The organism is Cellulomonas avistercoris (assembly GCF_014836445.1).
Lineage (GTDB): Bacteria > Actinomycetota > Actinomycetes > Actinomycetales > Cellulomonadaceae > Cellulomonas > Cellulomonas avistercoris.
This window is the reverse complement of the sequence record NZ_JACSQV010000002.1, coordinates 32,244-52,702: the sequence shown is the minus strand read 5'-3', so window position 1 is coordinate 52,702 and position 20,459 is coordinate 32,244. Positions and strand designations below refer to the sequence as shown.

Genomic DNA, 20,459 nt, shown 5'->3' with positions numbered 1-20,459 from the left:
TCTCCGCCCGAAATATCGCCCTTCTCCCGAACGGCGTCCTTCTCCGATCCGGGCGTACTGTCGGAATCGCGCCGCCTGCGGCGTTGTGCCAGTGCGACCGGGGGGACGCCATGGAGAACGGTTCGCGACGGCTGCGCCGCATCGGTGCGGTGCTCGGTTCGGTGGTGCTCCTGCTCAGTCTCACCGGTGTGACGACGGCACAGGGGAGCGGTCCCGGGGTCGCCCCGATGGCCGTCCCGACGCCCACCGGGAACGACGCGGTCATCACCGTCCGCGTCGGCGGGGACCGGGTGGGCACCACCGGCGTGACCGGGCTCGCGGGCGTCACGCTCCGGCTCTACGACGGCACCACGTCGCCCACCACGCCCGTCGCGGCGGACTGGGCCACCTGCGTCTCCGACGCGGACGGGGACTGCAGCTTCGTCGTCCCCGACACCCAGACCGGTCTGCGCTCGTGCACCTTCCTCGCCGGGGCCAACTGCGACCGCCGGTTCTGGGTGGTGCAGACCGGCGTGCCGGAGGGGTTCACCCAGAACTCTGTCCTGCGCACGGGCAGCGGCAACGGCACCGGCTCGGAGCTGACGGCGTACCAGTTCCGCACCGGGGAGTTCCTGCGCGCGGGCAACACCTACACGTCCCAGTCCGACTTCATGGTCGGGACCGGCGGCACCAACCGCAGCGCGTCGGGCGGCACGTGGCAGCAGTCGCGCGTCAACCCCGCGCCGCTGCAGCAGTGCGGGCTCAACGTCGCGCTCGTCCTGGACCTCTCGGGGTCCGTGACCCCCTCCCAGCTGGTCGACCTCAAGGCCGCGGCCGACACGTTCGTCGACTCGCTCGTCGGCACCCCGTCGCAGATGGCGCTGTTCTCGTTCTCCTCGGTGACCCCGGCCTCGGGCGCCACGCGGAACTATCCCGGCCTCACCGAGGTGTCGACGCAGGCGGGCGCGGACACGTTCAAGTCGCGCTACGAGTCGTGGACGTCCGGCGGCGGCACCAACTGGGACCGCGGGCTCGCGGCAGCGGCCGAGGCCGCCGGGACGTACGACCTCACGGTGGTCATCACCGACGGCGACCCCACGTACTACTCGCAGCCCGCGCAGGGACCGGGCAACTACACGCGCCTGCGCGAGATGGAGAACGGGATCTTCTCCGCCAACGAGCTGAAGGCCGAGGGCAGCCGCGTCCTGGCCGTGGGTGTGGGCGCCGGTGTCGCCGACGCCGCCACGGCCCGCAACCTGGCGGCGATCTCCGGCCCCACCGCGTACGACGGGACCAACCCGCTCACCGCCGACTACTACCAGGTCGCCGACTACGCGATCGTCGGGCAGGCCCTGCGCCAGCTCGCGCTCGGCGAGTGCGCGGGGTCGCTGTCCGTGGTCAAGCAGCTGGTCGGGCCGGAGGGTGACGTCGCGAGCGCGACACCGGGCGGCGCCGGGTGGACGTTCGACGCGTCGACCGCCACGGCAGGGGTCTCGTTGGAGACGACCACCGCCACGACCGACACGACGAGCGCCGTGAGCTTCCCGCTGACGTACGAGGGCGGTGTGACGTCCGGCACGGTCGAGATCCAGGAAGAGCCGCGGACGGGCACGACGCTGTTCCCGGTGGGTGGAGCCAACGCGGTCTGCACCGACCTGGACACGGGGGAGACGCTCACCGTCACGAACGCCGGTGACGTCGGGTTCACCGTCGACGTGGCGAGCACCGAGGCCGTGAGCTGCATCGTCTACAACCAGGAGGCGGCGTCCGCGTCCGTCACGGTCGACAAGGAGTGGGTCGTCAACGGCGCCGCGCCCGTCGCGCAGGGCAACCAGCCGTCCGGCCTGACCTCCCAGCTCACGCTCACGGGTCCGCAGGGTGCCGGTCCGACGCCGCAGGACTGGCACGTGACGCGTACCGGGTACGTCTCGGGCGACTCGGTCACGTTCAACGAGGAGATCACCCTCGTGGCCCCCGACGTGGACCCGGACCTGTGCGAGGTGGCCGCGGCTCAGGTCGTCGCGGTCGACGGCCAGCCGGTCACGCCGGCCGACCTGCCCGAGACGGGTTACCAGGCGACGCTGCACGATGGCGACAACACCTACACGGTCCGCAACACCATCGAGTGCGAGTCCCGCCTGACGCTCGCGAAGTCGGTGGAGGGCAGTGCCGACCCGGGCCTGTGGACGCTGTCCGCCCTCCCCGCCCCGGACGAGCCCGCGGGGCAGCTGCCCGGCCCGAGCGGCCAGGCCGGCACCGCGGTGGTGACCGACCAGGTCGTCACGCCCGACGTGGCCTACCAGCTCGCGGAGTCCGGTGGGACGCCGACGTACGTGCAGGACGACCAGCGCTCCGACCTCGAGTCCTTCCCGTCGTCGACCGGCTCGTGGAACTGCATCCGCATCGCCGCCGACGGCACCCAAGTCCCCGGCTTCGCCGACGGCCTCAACGGTGGTGTCGTGGTGCCGCTCGCCACGCGCGTGAGCTGCACCGCGACCAACCGCACGGCGCAGCTCGTGCTCGCCAAGGAGGTCGTCAACGACGACGGCGGGACGGCCGTGGCAGCCGACTTCACGCTGCGCGCCGTGCCGAGCGGCACCCCGCCCGTCGAGGGGCTCCCCGACGTCGAGGTCCCCGGGGCGTCCGTGGCGGACGCGCAGCTCAACGAGGTCCGGCCGGACTACACGTACACCCTGAGCGAGACCGGCCCCGAGGGGTACAGGCTCACCGAGATCAGCTGCACCGTCGACGGCACGAGCGAGGTCGTCACCGAGATCACGGTGGGCGCCGGGCAGTCGGTCCTGTGCGTGTTCACCAACGCGGACGACCCGGCGCAGCTCACGCTGCGCAAGGTGGTCGACGCCGGGAGCACCGGGGCGACGCAGACACCCGCGGACTGGACCCTGACGGCCACGCCGCAGCAGATCGCCGGCCAGGACCCCGTCTCGGGGAACGGCGCCGACGGCGTCACGGGCGTCGAGGTGCTGCCGGGCGGGTACGCCCTGTCCGAGTCCGCGGTGCCCGGGTTCGCAGCGGGGACGTGGACCTGCACGACCGCCGACGGTACGACGGTCCCGGTGTCCGACGACGTGGTGACGCTCGCGAACGGCGCCGACGTCACGTGCAGCATCACGAACACCGCGCAGCAGCCGACGCTCACGCTGGTCAAGCAGGTCGTCAACGACGCGGGCGGCACGGCGACGGTCGCGGACTGGACGCTCACGGCCGACGGCCCGACCGCCGGTGTGACGGGCGTGACCGGTGACGCCGCCGTCACCGACGCACCGGTCGCGGTCGGCAGCTACGCGCTCTCCGAGGCCGGGCCTGCCGGGTACGCGGCGGGGGACTGGGCGTGCGCCACCGACGAGACCGCCGTGCCCGTCACCGACGGGGCCGTGGCGGTCGGCGTGGGTCAGGACGTGACGTGCACGATCGTCAACGAGGACTCCCCGGCGCTGCTGACGCTGCGCAAGGTGGTCGACGCGGGGGCGACCGGGGCGACGCAGACCCCGGCGAACTGGACGCTGACGGCGACCCCGCAGGGGATCGAGGGTCAGGACCCGGTGTCCGGCGACGGCGCCGACGGCGTGACCGCCGTCGAGGTGTTCGCGGGCGGGTACGCGCTCTCCGAGTCGGTGGTCGCGGGGTTCGCGGCCGGTGACTGGTCGTGCGCGACGGCCGACGGGACCGCGGTGACGGTCGCTGACGACGTGGTGACCCTGGCGAACGGGGCCGACGTCACGTGCACGATCACCAACACGGCCCAGCCCTCGACGCTGACGCTGGTGAAGCAGGTCGTCAACGACAACGGCGGGACAGCGGCGGCGACCGACTGGACGCTGACCGCCACGGGCCCGACGACGGGCGTGACGGGTGTGACCGGCGACCCGGCGGTCACCGGTGCACAGGTCGCCGTGGGCAGCTACGCCCTGACGGAGGCCGGACCGGCCGGCTACACGGCCGGGGCCTGGGAGTGTGCGGCCGACGACACGGAGGTGCCCGTCGCCGACGGCGCGGTCACCGTCGCGCTCGGCCAGGACGTGACCTGCACGATCGTCAACGACGACCAGCCGGCGCTGCTCACGCTGCGCAAGGTGGTCGACGCCGGCACGACCGGGGCGACGCAGACTCCGGCGGACTGGACGCTGACGGCGACCCCGCAGGGCATCACGGGTCAGGACCCGGTGTCCGGCGACGGTGCCGACGGCGTGACCGCCGTCGAGGTGTTCGCGGGCGGGTACGCGCTCACGGAGTCGACGGTCGCCGGGTTCACGGCGGGCACGTGGACCTGCGCGACGGCCGACGGCACGCCCGTCACCGTCACGGCGGGGGTCGTGGACCTGGCCAACGGCACGGACGTGACCTGCACGATCACCAACACGGCCCAGCAGTCGACGCTGACGCTCGTCAAGCAGGTCGTGAACGACGACGGCGGGACCGCCGCCGTGACCGACTGGACGCTGACGGCCGCCGGGCCGACGGCCGGGGTGACCGGTGTGACCGGTGACGCGGCGGTCACCGACGCGCCGGTCGCGGTCGGCGACTACACCCTGACCGAGGCAGGCCCCGCCGGGTACACCGCCGGGGACTGGGCGTGCGCGACGGACGAGGCGGCACTGCCGGTCAGCGGCGGCGTGGTCACGATCGGCGTCGGTCAGGACGCCACGTGCACGATCGTCAACGACGACCAGCCCGGGACGCTCACGCTGGTCAAGGAGGTCGTCAACGACCAGGGCGGCACGGCCGAGGCCACCGACTGGACGCTGACGGCCGACGGCCCGACGCCCCTGTCCGGCGCGAGCGGCAGCACGCAGGTGACCGGCGTGGACGTGGACGCGGGCGACTACGCCCTGTCGGAGACCGGCGGCCCGGCGGGCTACGCGGCCGGCGCCTGGAGCTGCGAGGGCGGCACCCTGACCGGCAGCACGGTCACCGTGCCCAACGGCGGGGCAGTCACCTGCACCATCGTCAACGACGACCAGGCCGCGCTGCTCACGCTGCGCAAGGTGGTCGACGCGGGTGCGACCGGGGCGACGCAGACCCCGGCGGACTGGACGCTGACGGCGACCCCGCAGGGCATCGAGGGTCAGGACCCGGTGTCCGGCGACGGCGCCGACGGCGTGACCGCCGTCGAGGTGTTCGCCGGCGGCTACGGGCTCACGGAGTCGACCGTGCCGGGGTTCACGGCGGGCGCCTGGTCCTGTGCGACCGCGGACGGCACCACGGTCCCGGTCGCCGACGACGCGGTGACGCTCGCGAACGGTGCCGACGTCACCTGCAGCATCACGAACACCGCGCAGCAGCCGACGCTCACGCTGGTCAAGCAGGTCGTCAACGCCGCAGGCGGGACGGCGGTCGCGACCGACTGGACGCTGACCGCCACGGGCCCGACGGCCGGCGTCACCGGGGTGACCGGTGCGCCCGCGGTGACCGACGTGCCGGTCGCGATCGGCGGCTACACGCTCTCGGAGGCGGGGCCGGCCGGCTACCTGGCCGGGGACTGGGTGTGCGCCACCGACGAGACCACCGTGCCCGTCACCGATGACGTGGTGACCGTCGCGCTCGGTCAGGACGTGACGTGCACGATCGTCAACGAGGACTCCCCGGCGGTGCTGACGCTGCGCAAGGTGGTCGACGCGGGGACGACCGGGGCGACGCAGACGCCCGCGGACTGGACGCTGACGGCGACCCCGCAGGGGATCGAGGGTCAGGACCCGGTGTCCGGCGACGGCGAGGACGGCGTCACGGGCGTCGAGGTCTTCGCCGGCGGCTACGCGCTGTCGGAGTCGACGGTCGCGGGGTTCGCGGCGGGTGACTGGTCGTGCGCGACGGCCGACGGCACCGCCGTCACGGTCACGGACGACGTGGTGACGTTGGCCAACGGCGCCGACGTGACCTGCACGATCACCAACACGGCCCAGCAGTCCACGCTGACGCTTGTCAAGCAGGTCGTGAACGACGACGGCGGCACCGCAGCAGCGACCGACTGGACCCTGACGGCGAGCGGTCCGACCGCGGGCGTGACCGGGACGACGGGCGACCCGGCGGTGACCGGCGCGGCCGTCGCCGTCGGGGACTACACGCTGAGCGAGTCGGCCCTCGCCGGCTACGAGGGCGGGTCGTGGGCGTGCGAGGCGGCCGGGTCGAGCGTCCCGGTGACCGACGGCGTGGTGACGGTGGGCCTCGACCAGGACGTCACCTGCACGATCGTGAACGACGACCTGCCCGGCCTGCTGACGCTGATCAAGGTGGTCGTCAACGAGTACGGCGGTACGGCCGACGCCTCGCAGTGGACGCTGCGGGCCGACGGCCCGACCCCGGTCTCGGGAGCCACCCGCACCACGCAGGTCACGGACGTCCCGGTGTCCGCCGGTGCCTACGCGCTGTCGGAGCTGGGCGGGCCCGCGGGCTACGTCGGCGAGCCGTGGACGTGCGCGGGTGGTGAGCTGACGGGCAGCACCGTCACGATCGCGAACGGCGCGGTCGTGAGGTGCACGATCGTCAACGACGACACCCCGGCGCTGCTGACGCTGCGCAAGGTGGTCGACGCGGGGACGACCGGTGCGACGCAGACGCCCGCGGACTGGACGCTGACGGCGACCCCGCAGGGCATCGAGGGTCAGGACCCGGTGTCCGGCGACGGCGCCGAGGGCGTGACCCAGGAGGCGGTCTTCGCGGGCGGGTACGCGCTGTCGGAGTCGACGGTGGCCGGGTTCGCGGCGGGTGACTGGTCGTGCGCGACGGCCGACGGCACCGCCGTCACGGTCGCGGACGACGTGGTGACCCTGGCGAACGGGGCCGACGTCACGTGCACGATCACCAACACGGCCGAGCAGTCCACGCTGACGCTCGTCAAGGAGGTCGTCAACGCCGCCGGCGGGACGGCGGTCGCGACCGACTGGACGCTGACGGCGGCCGGTCCGACGGCCGGCGTCACCGGGGTGACCGGTGCGCCCGCCGTGACCGACGTGCCGGTCGCGATCGGTGGCTACACGCTCTCGGAGGCGGGGCCGGCCGGTTACCTGGCCGGGGACTGGGTGTGCGCCACCGACGAGGCCACGGTGCCCGTGGCCGATGACGTGGTGACGGTCGCGCTCGGTCAGGACGTGACGTGCACGATCGTCAACGAGGACTCCCCGGCGGTGCTCACGCTGCGCAAGGTGGTCGACGCGGGGGCGACCGGTGCGACGCAGACGCCGGCGGACTGGACGCTGACGGCGACCCCGCAGGGCATCGAGGGTCAGGACCCGGTGTCCGGCGACGGTGAGGACGGCGTGACGGGCGTCGAGGTCTTCGCCGGCGGGTACGCGCTCTCGGAGTCGACGGTCGCGGGGTTCGCGGCGGGTGACTGGTCGTGCATGACGGCTGACGGCACCGCCGTCGCGGTCACGGACGACGTGGTGACCCTGGCCAACGGGGCCGACGTGACCTGCACGATCACCAACACGGCCCAGCAGCCCACGCTCACGCTCGTCAAGCAGGTCGTCAACGACAACGGCGGGACCGCGGCGGCGACCGACTGGACCCTGACCGCCAGCGGACCGACGACGGGCGTCACCGGTGTGACCGGCGATCCGGCGGTCACCGGTGCGCCGGTCGCCGTCGGGGACTACACGCTCAGCGAGACCGGACTGGGCGGTTACGCGGGCGGGCCGTACGAGTGCGAGGCGGGCGGGGCGAGCGTCCCGGTGACCGACGGCGTGGTGACGGTGGGCCTCGACCAGGACGTCACGTGCACGGTCGTCAACGACGACCAGCCCGCGACGCTCACGCTGGTCAAGCGCGTCGTCAACGACCACGGCGGCACGGCCGAACCCGGCGAGTGGACGCTGACGGCCGACGGCCCCACGGCGCTCACCGGGCCCAGCGGCAGCACGGACGTCACGGGCGTCCAGGTCGACGCGGGCGACTACGCGCTCTCGGAGGACGACGGCCCGGGCGGCTACACCGCCGGCGGGTGGACCTGCGAGGGCGGGACGCTCACCGGCGACACGGTCGCGGTGAGCAACGGCGACGACGTCACGTGCACCGTCGTCAACACGTTCGACGCCCCCCGTCTGACCCTCGTCAAGGTCGTCGTCAACGAGGAGGGCGGCACCGCGGTCCCCGAGGACTGGACGCTGCGGGCCGACGGGCCCGAGTCGGTCAATGGCGCGACGCGGACCGAGACGGTGACCGAGGTCCCGGTCGCCCCGGGCCGGTACACGCTGTCCGAGGCCGACGGCCCCGAGGGGTACAGCTCCGAGGGCTGGGTGTGCGAGGACGCCGGCGGGCCCGTCCCGGTCGAGGGCGACGTCGTCGAGCTCGCGGTGGGCGACGTGACGACGTGCACGGTCACGAACACCGACCGCAGCGCCCCGGCCACGTTCACGGTCGTCAAGGACAGCGACCCGCCGCGGGGCGAGCAGGTGGGGCCCGGGCAGACCATCACCTACACGGTCGTGGCCACCGTCCTGACCGGCGACGCCGTCGACATCGAGCCGATCGTCGACGACCTGTCCGGCGTGCTCGGCTCCGCCGTCCTCGACGAGGGCAGCATCACGGCCAGCACGGGGACCGCCACGCCGTCGGGGACCAGCCTGACGTGGGACGTCGGCACGCTCGTGGGCGTGCAGACGCTGACGTACCGGGTGCGGGTCGCCGACGACGTCAACGGGGAGGCGCTGACGAACGTCGTCACCGCACCGGGGGCGGAGCCGTGCGTCGAACCGCCCGCGGACGTCGCGCCCGCGGTGCTGGCCGACGCCACGGCCGCCGACGTCGTCCTCGTGGCCGCGCCGATCACGACGCTCGCGGTCGCCGACGAGGAGGAGTGCCGGACCACGACCCACCCGACACCCACGCGGCCGGTACCGCCGCCGCAGCGTGACACGTCCGGCGGCGGGTGGCTCGCGGTCACCGGCGGGTCCGACCTGGGCCTCGGCGCGGCGGCGCTCGCGCTGCTCGCGGTCGGCGGAGCGCTGGTCGTCGGTGCACGCCAGCGCGCCGGTGCCGGGCGGAAGGTCCGCGTCCCCCGGGGGTGATGCCCGGGTGTCGCCAGGACGGTGACCCCTCGCTGCACGCCGCGCCCCCCCGCGTCCGACGTCCGGATGCGCGGGGGCGCAGGCCTGCACGGACTGGGACGACGCCCGAGGACGCCGAGGCGTGCGAGAGGACCTCCTACCCGCGGGACGGGCCGGCTGACGGGCCGCAAGGCGCTGGTCACCGGCGGTGACTCCGGCATCGGCGCGGCGGTCGCCATCGCGTTCGCGCGCGAGGGCGCGGACGTCGCGATCGTGTACCTGCCGGCCGAGGAGGAGGACGCGCGGGACGTCGAGCGGATCATCACCGAGAGCGGCCGCACGGCCGCGCTGCTGCCGGGCGACCTGACGGACCCCGAGTTCTGCGCCGGGGTGGTCGACCGGGCCGTGGACGCGCTGGGCGGCCTGGACATCCTGGTGAACAACGCGGGCAAGCAGATCGCGACCGAGAGCATCGAGGAGATCACCGACGAGCAGCTCGAGTCGACGTACCAGGCGAACATCCTGGCGATGTTTCGGCTGGTCAAGGCGTCGCTCAAGCACCTGCAGCCGGGCTCGGCGATCATCAACACGACGTCCGTGCAGGCGTACCAGCCGTCGCCGACGCTGCTGGACTACGCGTCGACGAAGGCCGCGATCAACAACTTCACCAAGGGCCTGGCGCAGCAGCTCGCGCCGCGGGGCATCCGCGTCAACGCGGTCGCCCCCGGGCCCATCTGGACCCCGTTGCAGCCGTCGGGCGGTCAGATGCCCGAGCAGCTGCCGGAGTTCGGCCAGTCGGTCCCGCTGGGTCGCGCCGGGCAGCCGACCGAGCTCGCGCCCGCTTACGTCTTCCTGGCGTCGCCGGAGTCGAGCTACGTCCTGGGCGAGACGCTCAACGTCAACGGCGGCTCCCCGACCCCGTGACCCCCCCGCACCGCGGGGCGTGCGGCACGCAGTGCGTGAGGGGTTGCCGGGGGGGCGCGCCGCCACCCCCCCACGTCGTGCGGGCCGCGCGGGGCGCAGCGGTTGCGGTGCGTCCGCGCCCGCCGCACGCTGGCCGGACCACGAACCGCAGGAGGCACCCCGTGAGCGAGACCGACGACGGCCGCACCGGCAGCAGCACCGACGCCGAGGACCTGTCCGACGACGGCGTCGGCGGCACGACGACCGACGAGCCGAGCTCGTTCGAGCCGGAGGAGGACCCTGACGCCGCGGAGGCGTGACGCGGTCGCGCGCGACACGCACGGCACGCCCGACACTCCCGGCACGCCGGACGACGGCGACGCGCTCGGCACCTACCGCTCGATGCGCGACTTCACGCGCACGGCCGAGCCCGCGGGTGCGGCCCCGGAGCCGTCCGACGGCCCCGAGCGTCGCTTCGTGGTCCAGCGCCACCGTGCCCGCCGGCTGCACTACGACGTGCGGTTCGAGATCGACGGCGTCCTGGTCAGCTGGGCCGTGCCGAAGGGCCCGACCCTCGACCCCGCCGCGCGCCGCATGGCGGTGCACGTCGAGGACCACCCGCTGGAGTACGAGGCGTTCGAGGGCGTGATCCCGCACGGGCAGTACGGCGGCGGGGACGTGATCGTGTGGGACCGCGGCACGTGGCGCCCGTACAAGACCGACGACCCGGCGGCCGAGGTCCGCGGCGGGCAGCTGCACGCCGAGCTCTCCGGTGAGCGGCTGCGGGGCAAGTTCCTGCTCGTGCGCCGCGACGACGGGCGCTCCGGCAAGGAGCAGTGGCTCATGTTCCACAAGCGCGACGAGCACGCCGTCGACGGCTGGGACGCCGAGGACCACCCGACGTCCGTGGTGTCCGGGCGCACCAACGACGAGGTCGCGGCGGCGCCCGACCGCCTGTGGCGCTCCGGTGTCCCGGCCGACCGCGCGGAGGTCGAGACGCACCCGGCCGTGCCGGACGTCGCGGGCCCGTCGGACGACGAGCTCGCCGCGCTGGACGACCTGGGCGCGTCGGGCACGTGGGAGGTCTTCGGTCGCCGGCTGCGCGTCACGAACCTCGACAAGGAGCTCTTCCCGGGCCGCGACGACGAGCCGCCGGTGACCAAGCGCGAGCTGCTGCGGTACGCCGCGCGCATCGCCCCCGTCGCGCTGCCGTACCTGGCGGGCCGCCCCCTCAACATGCACCGGTTCCCGCAGGGCGCGGCGACGCGCGGGTTCTGGCACAAGCAGCTCCCCGACCACGCGCCCGACTGGGTGCCCCGCTGGGACCGGCCTGACGCGGACCCCGGCGAGTCGACCACGTACCTCGTCGTCGACGAGCCGGCCGCGCTCGTGTGGGCCGCGAACTTCGGCGCCCTCGAGTGGCACGCGTGGACGTCCCGGACCAGCGCACCCGACCTGCCGACCTACGCGCTGATCGACCTCGATCCCGGTACCGCGACCGCCTGGGAGGACGTCCTGCTGCTCGCCCGGCTGCACCGCGACGCGTTCGCGCACGTCGGCGTGCAGGCGTTCCCCAAGCTCACGGGCCGGCGCGGCATCCAGGTGTGGGTGCCGGTCGCCGTCGGGCCGTCGTTCGACGAGACGCGCGCGTGGGTCGAGCGGCTCTCGCGCACCGTCGGCAAGGTCGTCCCCGACCTGGTGAGCTGGCGCTGGGAGGTGCGCGAGCGCGGCGGGCAGGCCCGCCTGGACTACACGCAGAACGCGATCAACAAGACGCTCGTGGCGCCGTACAGCCCGCGCGCCGCCGCGGGTGCGCCGGTCTCCGCGCCGATCACGTGGGACGAGCTCGACGAGCCGTGGCTGCGTCCCGACGCGTTCACGGTCCGCACGGTCCTGGAACGGGTCGCCGAGCGCGGCGACCCGTTCCACGGCGTGCTCGCGGGCGACCAGGTGCTCCCGCCCCTGCGCTGACGGCGCGGGACGGCGAGGGGGGTCAGGGCTCCGAGCGGTGGCGCCGCGACGCCGCCTCCCGCAGCGCCCGCCCCTGCTCGACGTCCTTCTCGAGCTTGTCGCGGCGCTTGTCGCTCGCGCTGGTGTCCCGCGGCGGCAGCTGGATGCTGCGCTCGGCCTCGATGCCGGCCTGCAGCTGGCGCCCGCGCTCGAGCTCGGCGTCGAGCTCGGCGCCGAACAGCAGGGCCAGGTTGGTCAGCCACAGCCACAGCAGCAGGACGATGACGCCCGCGAGCGACCCGTACGTCTCGTCGTAGCTGGCGAACCGCGAGACGTACAGCCCGAGGCCGGCCGTCGCGAGCACCCACACCACGAGCGCGAGCAGCGCGCCGAGGCTCAGCCACCGGAACCTCGGCTGCCGCACGTTGGGCGTCCAGTGGTACAGCACGGCGATCGCGACCACGACGAGGACGACCACGACGGGCCACTTGACGACCTGCCACACGTCGACCACGGTCCCGCTCAGGCCGATCGCCTCACCGACGCTCTCCGCGACGGGCCCCGAGAGGACCAGCAGCGCCACGACCACGACCGCGATCACGACGAGCGCGGCGGTCAGCAGCAGCAGCACGGGCCGCAGCTTCCAGATCGGACGGCCCTCGTCGACCTCGTAGACGCGGTTCATGCCGCGGCTGAACGCGGCCACGTACCCCGACGCGGACCACAGCGCGACGACGAGACCGACGACGAGCGCGAGGCCGGCCGCGGGGGCGTCGCTGAGGTTCTCGAGCACGGGGCGGATGCCCTCGACCTGCTCACCCGCGCCGGCGCCCTCGCCCAGCTCGACGATGCCGTCGATGACGTCGTCCGGCCGGTCGACGAGGGAGAGCAGCGAGACGATCGCGAGCAGCGCGGGCGCGAGCGCGAGCACCGCGTAGTAGGTCAGCGCGGCCGCGAGGTCGGTGCACTGGTCACCGAGGAACTCCCGCACCGTCGTGCGCAGCACGTACACCCAGGACCGGCGGTGCAGCTGGGTGGGGGAGTCCGGCTTGCGCGGGTCGTCGGGGGCGGGGGCGTCGCTCTTGTGGGCGGCGGCGCCGGGGGCGTCGTCCGCCGGAGCGGGGGTCGTGCGGGTCATGAGCCCTCCCGGTCGGATCGGTCGTCCGCTCCGTGCCAGCATGCGGCGGATCCACCTCGCCCGCACGGCGCAGCGACCGGGCCGGCCGTCGCGCGGCTCGCTTGACCCGCTGCTTTAACGTTCATATGGTGCGGGGGCCGACCGTGCAGCGACACCGTCCGGCTCGACACCGCCCGGCTCTCGACGAGGAGAAGTCATGCACGTCAGCACGTCCACGCCCACGGTGGACGGCGCACCCTCGACCGGGCGCCGGCTGCACCACGTGTGGAACCAGTGCGTCGGCGCGGGCCGTGCCAACGAGGCGCTCCGGGCCGACTGGCAGGCGCACTTCCGGGAGGCCGTCGACGTGCTCGGCGCGCGGTACGTGCGCTTCCACGGCCTCTTCCACGACGACATGTTCGTGTACCGCGGCAACGACGGCGGGGGCGGCGGCTTCGGCCCGCCCACGCCGCTCGCGGAGCCCGTCCACACGTTCAGCTACGTCGACAAGGTCTTCGACTTCATCCTGGGGACGGGCGCGAAGCCCTTCGTCGAGCTCGGCTTCATGCCGCGCGACCTGGCCACGCAGACCGAGACGCTGTTCTGGTGGAAGGCGCACTGCAGCCCGCCCAACGACATGGGGCGCTGGGCCGACCTCGTCGCGGCGAGCGTGCGGCACTGGATCGAGCGGTACGGCATCGACGAGGTGCTGCAGTGGCGGTTCGAGGTGTGGAACGAGCCGAACCTCGTGCCGCTGTTCTGGACCGGCACGCGCACGCAGTACTTCGAGCTCTACGAGGCGAGCGTCCGGGCGATCAAGGCCATCGACGAGCGCCTGCTCGTCGGCGGCCCGTCCACCAGCGTGTTCGTCCCCGACGACCGCTACGCGGGCGAGTACGAGGACAGCAGCAGGTCGATCGCCACCGGCCAGGCCGAGGACCCCGACGCGCTCGACTGGCGTCCCGTGTGGGTCGAGGAGTTCATCGCCTGGTGCCACGAGCGCGACCTGCCCGTCGACTTCTTCACCGCGCACCTGTACCCGACCGACTACGCGGCCACGCCCAGCGGCGGCGCCAAGGAGATCAGCCGGTACGTCGACGCGACGTACGACGACCTCACGCTGCTCCAGCGCATCGTCGCGGACAGTCCCTACGCGGGCGCCGAGATCCACATCACCGAGTGGTCGACGTCGCCGTCGAGCCGCGACCGCAGCCACGACACGCTGTTCGCCGCCACGTACATCACGCGCGCCTACCTGCGCTGCGCGTCGCTCGCGGACTCCATCTCGTACTGGACCTTCACCGACGTCTTCGAGGAGGGCGGCGCGGGCCTCGGGCCGTTCCACGGCGGCTTCGGGCTCGTCAACGAGCAGGGCCTGCACAAGCCGACGTTTCACGCGTTCTCGATGCTCGCGCAGCTCGGCGACGAGGTCCTGGCCGACCTGCCGCACGGCGTCCTGACGCGGGACAGCGCGACCGGGCGGGTCGCCGGCGTGCTGCACCACTACCCCGACGAGATGGGCGGACGCTCCGTCCGCGCGCAGCACACGTACGCGGCCGCACGCGGCCTGGCCGACGTGGGCACGCCCCGACGGGTCACGCACACCGTCGCGGGGCTGCCCGCCGGGGCCACGTTCGACCTCGTCCAGCTCGACTGGGAGCACGGCAACGTCGCCGAGGCGTGGCACGCCATGGGGCAGCCGATCAACCTCACGCTGCCGCAGACGGCCGCGCTGCGCGACGCGGCGGACGACCTGCTGCGTCGCACGCTGACCGCGTCGGACGACGGCGTCCTGGAGATCGACCTCGACCTGCCGCCGTGGGCGGTCGTGGGGATCGTCCAGGCGGGGCCGCGTCCGGCGGCCTGAACCGCGGCCGCGCCCGTCCTCCTCGGCGTCCTCGACGGGCGCGGCCGCTGCACCACCCGCCGGGCGACGGGCACCTCGCGGCGCCCGGCGGCGTTCAGACGTCCCCGGCCTCGTGCACGCAGATCGCGATGTGGGTGCGGTTCTCGGCCGGCATCTTCTCCAGGATGCGGCTGATGTGCGTCTTGACGGTCGCGACCGTGATGAACAGCTCCGACGCGATCTCGGCGTTGGACAGCCCGCGGCCGATGGCCCGGGCGACGTCCCGCTCGCGGTCCGTGAGCTGGTCGAGGCACTCGCGCGCGGCCGTGCGCCGCTCGTCGCGCGGGCGCTGCGTGACCGACGCGATGAGGCGGTCGGTGACCGAGGGCGACAGGGTCGTGCGCCCCGCGCCCGCGTCGAGCACGTGCCGCACGATCTCGGCGGGCGGGGTGTCCTTGAGCAGGAAGCCCGCTGCGCCCAGGCGCAGGGCACCCAGCACCATCTCGTCGGTGTCGAAGGTCGTGAGGATGACGACGCGCGCGTCGGGCTGCGTCGCGAGGAGCTGCTCGGTCGCGGCGAGCCCGTCCAGGCGCGGCATGCGGATGTCCATCAGCACGACGTCGGGGGACGTGCGTCGTACGACGTCGAGCGCGTCCACCCCGTCGGAGGCCTCCCCGACGACCTCGATGGCCGGCTCGGCCCCCAGGATGAGCCGCAGGCCGACGCGCACGAGCGTCTCGTCGTCGACCAGCACCACCCGCACCGTCGGTCGCACGGCCTGTCCCGCCGCGTGCTGCGCCGTCGTCGTCGTCATGTCTGTCCCTCCGTCGCGGCCGCCCAGGGCAGCCAGGCCTGCACGATGAACGTCCCGTCGGCCCGCCGGCGCGCGTCGAGCTCCCCACCCGTGAGCCGCAGCCGCTCCGACAGGCCCGTCAGGCCCCACCCGGACGTCGGCAGCCGGGTGGCCGGCTCCTGCTCCGGCACGGGGTTGGTCACCTCGAGGGCGATGCGCTCGCCCGGCGCGCCGTGCAGGCGCAGGTGCACGGGTGCGCCCGGCGCGTGCTTGCGGGCGTTGGTCAGCGTCTCCTGCACCACGCGGTACAGGTGCCGGCTGGTCGAGACGGGCAGGCGCGCGAGGTCGTCCTCACCGACGCGGTCGAGCACGAACGTCACGGGCGAGCCCGCCGCGCGCGTCCCCTCGATCAGCTCGCCCACCTGCGCGAACGTCGGCTGCGGGCGCGAGCTCTCGTCCGCGGCGCTGGTGTCGCGCAGCAGGCCCAGGACCTCGCGCAGCTCGCCGAGGGCCTCGTGGGCGTTCTCCCGCACGACGGCGGCGGTCTCGCGGACCTGCTCCGGGTCGAGCCCGGCGCGGTACTCCAGGGCACCGGAGTGCAGCGCGACGAGCGACAGGCGGTGGGCCAGCACGTCGTGCATCTCGCGGGCGATGCGGTTGCGCTCGGCCGCGCGGGCGCTGTCGCCGCGCGCGTCGGACTCGCGACGCGCGATGGCGGCCTGCTCGCGCAGCGACGCGACGAGCGCGCGCCGGCCACCGATGAACATGCCGGTGACGACGACGAGCGCGCTGAACACCAGCTGCGCGGCGATCGCCCACAGGCTCTGCCCCGGCAGGGCCTCGGTCGGCACCACCCACTGGCTGAACGCCCGCTCGCTGACGAGCCCCGCCCCGCACCACAGCGCGTAGACGGCGCCGATCTCCAGCCACCGGCGCCGCGTCGCGAGGGACACCACGGCCAGGACCACGAGACCCGCGGAGAACAGCGAGAACGACCCGAGCACCACCAGGACGCCCGTGATCACCAGCGGTGCGCGCCGTCGCAGGACGTACAGCGGCGCGCACACCAGCAGGCACAGGAGGTCGACGAAGACCCAGGCCGCCGCGGTCGGCGGGACGTCGAGCTCGGCCATCCCCGACATGCCGACGCCGTAGACGACGAGCCCCGACGAGCCGCCGACGACCAGCGCCAGCAGCAGCCGCCAGGTGTGCGCCCACGTGCGCCGCGCCCGGCTGGGCGAGGGCGGCGCGGTGGGGTCCGTCGAGGTCACGTGGCGATGCTAGGTCGCGGCGCGGCGGCGCCGGATCGGTCGCGCGGACGACTCGCCGGACCGTGCCGAGGGTCACCCCGTGCTGGTCAGCGGCCCCAGCCGGGGTCGAACGTGAACGCGTCACCCGCGAACGGCGCGAGCGCGGGCGGCGCCGGGAACGGCAGCGTCCACGTCGGCGCCGCCTCCTCACCGACCGCGTTGAGGTCGTCCTGCTTCACGACGACCCGCGTCGGGCTCACCTCGACGAGCCGGACCCGCACCACCGTGCCGTCGTCGTGCGTGAGCTGCCACAGCTCCGCGAGCCAGTGCAGACCGTGGGCCTCGAGCGCGTCCTCGGCGTCCGTCCAGTCCAGCGGGCCCGTGAGGTCACGCCCGAGCCGGTCGACGGCGACGAACCCCTCACCCGCCGGGCGCACCCAGCCCAGCAGCTCGCGGTCACCGCTGCGGCGGTGCTCGACCCAGGTCTCGTCCGGCATCCGGCGATCGTAGGCGCGCGGTGCGGGCCGGGGGGAGGGGAATCCCGAGCGCTCGGCCGCGCGACCGATGTGCCGCGGGTGACGACCGGTCAGGATGGTGCGGTGAGCAGCGCGCACGTCGTCGTCGACCCGTACGAGGTGCCGGGCGTCTACGCCTACCACCGGCTGGGGCGCACCCGGCCGGGGTCGCGCTGGTGGCGGCCCCTGCTCGTCGGGGTGGTGGCCGGCGCGCTCTTCGTCGTCCTGCTGGCCGTGGGCGGTGTGCTCGTCGCCGTCGCGGCGCTGGCGTCCGGTCCGGGCGGGCTCGACGCCCTGGCGGGCCTCGACGTGCTCGACCTGAGCGACCCCCTCGCCTTCACGGTCGGGATGCTCACGATCATCGCGATGCTGCCCGCGGTGGTCGTCGCGACGCGGCTCCTGGGCGCGCGGCCCACCGGCCTGCTCGCCTCCGTCGCCGGGCGCGTCCGCTGGGGCTGGGCCCTGCGCTGCCTCGCGCTGTCCGCGGTGCTCGCGCTGGTCGTCCAGGGGGCCGACCTCGCGATCGCGGCGGCGCAGGGGACACCGTGGCAGCCGCGCGTCGACGACACGACGTGGGTGCTCCTCGGGCTCGTCCTGCTGCTGGTGCCCGCGCAGTGCGTGGCCGAGGAGGTCGTGTTCCGCGGGTACCTCGTCCAGACGCTGGGCGCCTGGGCGAGGCACCCCGCCGTCGCGATCGTGCTGCCCGTGCCGCTGTTCGTCGCAGGGCACACCTACGTCGGGCTGGCGATGGTCGACACCGCCGTCTGGGCGCTCGCGATGGGCTGGCTCGTGTGGCGTACGGGTGGTCTCGAGGCGGCGGCCGCGGCGCACGTGGTGAACAACCTCGTGGTGTTCGCACTGGGGTCGGTGGGCCTCGCCGACCTCGACCTGGTCGACATCGGCCCGGACGCGCTCGCGGTGTCCACGGCGTCGACGCTGGCCTACGTCGGGCTGGTCGAGGTGCTGGTCAGGCGCTCGCGCGTGGCCTCGGTGCGCGTGGTGACGGCGCCCGCGCCGACCGCCGTGGCCACCCCGGCGGCGGCCCCGTACGGGCCGTCGGGCGGGCCAGCGTGGTCGCTCCCGGACGCCCCCGCGCGGGACGTGCGCCCCGACGTCGGGGGACCTGCGTCACCGCGGCCGTGACAGGAGTACAGGTGACCCCTCTTCCGTGCGGGGAGACTGGTCCCTATCGTGAGGTCGTGCACCCCGTCAGTGAACGTATCCGCGAGTCCCGTGAGCGCTCCGGCCTGTCCCAGGCCGACCTCGCCCGCGCGGCGATGATGCACCCCAGCTACGTGTCGCACCTCGAGCGCGGGGTCCGGGGCCCGGGCGACGGCGCCCTCGAACGGCTCGCGCGCGCCCTGGGCGTCACGACGACGTACCTCGAGGAGGGCGACCGCTCGCCCGCGTACCTCGCGTCCGAGGCGTCCGTCGTCCGCGCGCGCCAGCTCGTACGTGCGGGCCGGGCCCGCGAGGCGGTGGCCGAGCTCGCGACGGTCCAGCTGGACGCCCTCGACGTCGACCAGAGCGCGCGGGTGCTCCTCGCGCGCGCGGAGGCGCTGGACCTGGCCGGGGACCTCGAGGCCTCGGCCGAGGTGCTCGCCGACACCACGCGCCGTCTCGTCGACGGGCACCGTCCCCAGGAGGCGGCGTACGCCGCGACGCGTCTGGTCATGGCGCTGACCGAGGAGGGCGACCTGCACGGCGCCGTGCACGCGGGCGAGGCCCACCTGTCGACGCTGCGCACGACCGCCGCCGAGACGGACGAGCTGTTCCGCCTCGAGTCGACCGTCGTCTGGGCCTACGTGGCGCGCGGCGACGTCACCTACGCGCGTGTGCGCGGCACCGACCTGCTCGGCCGCGCGCTGCAGCACGGGTCCGCGCGGGCCGTCTGGTCGGTGCACTGGAACCTGGCGTTCGTCGACGACGCGCTCGGGGACGCGGACGACGCGCTCGCCCACGTCCGCGCGGCGCTGGCCATCGCGGGCGGTCGGGAGGCGGAGCGCGACGTGCCACGTCTGCGCCTGGACCTGGCCCACTTCCTGCTGGCCGTCACGCCCGCCCGGCCCCGCGAGGCGCTGGCGGAGCTCGACGCCGCGGGCACGGCCCTGGAGGTCGGGGAGTCGCAGGTCGAGCTCGCGCGTGCGGCGACGATCCGCTCGCGTGCGCTGCTGCTGCTCGGCCAGAACCGTGCGGCCCTCGTCCACGCCGCCCGGGCGACGGAGATGCTCGCGTCGGGCGACCGCCGGGACGCCGCGCCCGCGCACGAGGCCCTGGGCGACGCGCTGCTCGCCGCGGGCGAGCGCTCGGCCGCCGTCAAGGCGTACCGGCAGGTCCAGGACCGGTTGGACCTCGTCCCGGCCGGCCGGCCGGCCGCGATCGCGTGGCGCCGCCTCGGCGACCGGCTGCGGGCCGCGGGCGAGGACCGCGCGAGCGTGGCCGAGGCGTACCGGCGGGCGCTCGACGCGGCCGGCGTGGGCTCCGCGCGGCTCTGAGCCGTCGAGCTCGAGGCCCGGACCAGGGCCTCGCCGCGACACGCCCGGGCGACCGTATTCCTGGGAGCGTCTACACGGTTTATGGCTGAGTCATTGCGGTCACGACACACCCCTGTGGAACATGCGGGGTGCCGGACAGTCCGGCACGTCTCTCCTAAGGGGTTCCATCATGAAGAAGCTCACCGTCGCCGCCGTCACCGTCCTCGTCGCCCTCTCCGGCATGGTCGGCGCATCCGCCACCGTCGCCGGCTCGGTCAGCGTCAACTCCCCCTGCTGCAAGTACATCTGAGGGGGAGCGTCCTCACCGTGCGCGCGCGGCTCGCGTCGCCGGTCCGTGGCCCCGCGGGGCTCTCGGACCGGCGCCACGGCGGCCGCCGCTCAGCCGGAGCGGCCGGGCTCGCCGCGCAGGAGCAGGACCGACTCGACGGTGTCGATGCGGATGCACGGCGCGGCCCCGGACGGCCCGACGAACACCACGTTGCCGGAGAGCAGGCACGACAGCGGGCCGACGTACTCACCGCCGGAGGTCGTGCGGACGGCCACCTCGCACCCGTCGAGGTGGCTGAGGTAGGCGCGCACGCCGGCGAGCGCGGGATCCACCGGGTCCAT

Annotated in this window: 12 protein-coding genes; 7 read left to right on the top strand and 5 right to left on the bottom strand. The window is 74.3% G+C overall.

Annotated features, from left to right (window positions below; genetic code table 11):
- The first annotated feature begins 110 nt into the window (after window positions 1–110).
- From H9657_RS02545 to ligD, 4 genes are all read left to right on the top strand, one after another.
- Complete coding sequence (locus tag H9657_RS02545; RefSeq protein WP_191780050.1) at window positions 111–9,002, top strand: prealbumin-like fold domain-containing protein; 8,892 nt, start codon at window positions 111–113, stop codon at window positions 9,000–9,002.
- 66 nt (window positions 9,003–9,068) lie between these two features.
- A complete protein-coding gene (locus tag H9657_RS02540; protein ID WP_191780048.1) occupies window positions 9,069–9,905 on the top strand; it encodes an SDR family oxidoreductase in 837 nt (278 codons plus the stop codon).
- Between the two features lie 161 nt (window positions 9,906–10,066).
- Complete coding sequence (locus H9657_RS02535) at window positions 10,067–10,204, top strand: hypothetical protein (protein ID WP_191780046.1); 138 nt, start codon at window positions 10,067–10,069, stop codon at window positions 10,202–10,204.
- Entirely contained in the window at window positions 10,185–11,855 is a 1,671-nt protein-coding gene (ligD, locus tag H9657_RS02530; protein WP_263598861.1) for a non-homologous end-joining DNA ligase LigD, read from the top strand. The genes H9657_RS02535 and ligD overlap by 20 nt, the downstream gene beginning before the upstream one ends.
- 22 nt (window positions 11,856–11,877) lie before the next feature.
- Here the strand turns inward: ligD and H9657_RS02525 are convergent, their stop codons facing one another.
- Window positions 11,878–12,972, bottom strand: a complete 1,095-nt coding sequence (locus H9657_RS02525; RefSeq protein WP_191780042.1) for a YihY/virulence factor BrkB family protein — start codon at window positions 12,970–12,972, stop codon at window positions 11,878–11,880.
- Window positions 12,973–13,168: 196 nt separating this feature from the next.
- Here H9657_RS02525 and H9657_RS02520 point away from each other — a divergent pair, with 196 nt between their 5' ends.
- The gene (locus tag H9657_RS02520; protein ID WP_191780040.1) at window positions 13,169–14,818 is read left to right on the top strand and encodes a GH39 family glycosyl hydrolase; all 1,650 of its coding nucleotides are present in this window, start codon (window positions 13,169–13,171) and stop codon (window positions 14,816–14,818) included.
- Between the two features lie 94 nt (window positions 14,819–14,912).
- Here H9657_RS02520 and H9657_RS02515 read toward each other — a convergent pair whose 3' ends face one another.
- From H9657_RS02515 to H9657_RS02505, 3 genes are all read right to left on the bottom strand, one after another.
- On the bottom strand, window positions 14,913–15,611 hold the full coding sequence (locus H9657_RS02515; RefSeq protein WP_191780038.1) for a response regulator: 699 nt from the start codon (window positions 15,609–15,611) through the stop codon (window positions 14,913–14,915).
- Window positions 15,608–16,861 (bottom strand): sensor histidine kinase, encoded by a 1,254-nt coding sequence (locus H9657_RS19505; RefSeq protein ID WP_191780036.1) that lies wholly within the window; start codon window positions 16,859–16,861, stop codon window positions 15,608–15,610. The genes H9657_RS02515 and H9657_RS19505 overlap by 4 nt, the downstream gene beginning before the upstream one ends.
- A gap of 86 nt (window positions 16,862–16,947) precedes the next feature.
- Complete coding sequence (locus H9657_RS02505) at window positions 16,948–17,337, bottom strand: hypothetical protein (protein ID WP_191780034.1); 390 nt, start codon at window positions 17,335–17,337, stop codon at window positions 16,948–16,950.
- Window positions 17,338–17,439: 102 nt separating this feature from the next.
- Here H9657_RS02505 and H9657_RS19500 point away from each other — a divergent pair, with 102 nt between their 5' ends.
- Together H9657_RS19500 and H9657_RS02495 are read left to right on the top strand one after the other, a co-directional pair.
- Entirely contained in the window at window positions 17,440–18,498 is a 1,059-nt protein-coding gene (locus H9657_RS19500; protein ID WP_191780033.1) for a CPBP family intramembrane glutamic endopeptidase, read from the top strand.
- Window positions 18,499–18,554: 56 nt separating this feature from the next.
- Entirely contained in the window at window positions 18,555–19,850 is a 1,296-nt protein-coding gene (locus H9657_RS02495; RefSeq protein WP_318241236.1) for a helix-turn-helix transcriptional regulator, read from the top strand.
- Between the two features lie 378 nt (window positions 19,851–20,228).
- On the opposite strand, the gene H9657_RS02490 is transcribed toward H9657_RS02495, so the two are convergent.
- A complete protein-coding gene (locus tag H9657_RS02490) occupies window positions 20,229–20,459 on the bottom strand; it encodes a hypothetical protein (protein WP_191780029.1) in 231 nt (76 codons plus the stop codon).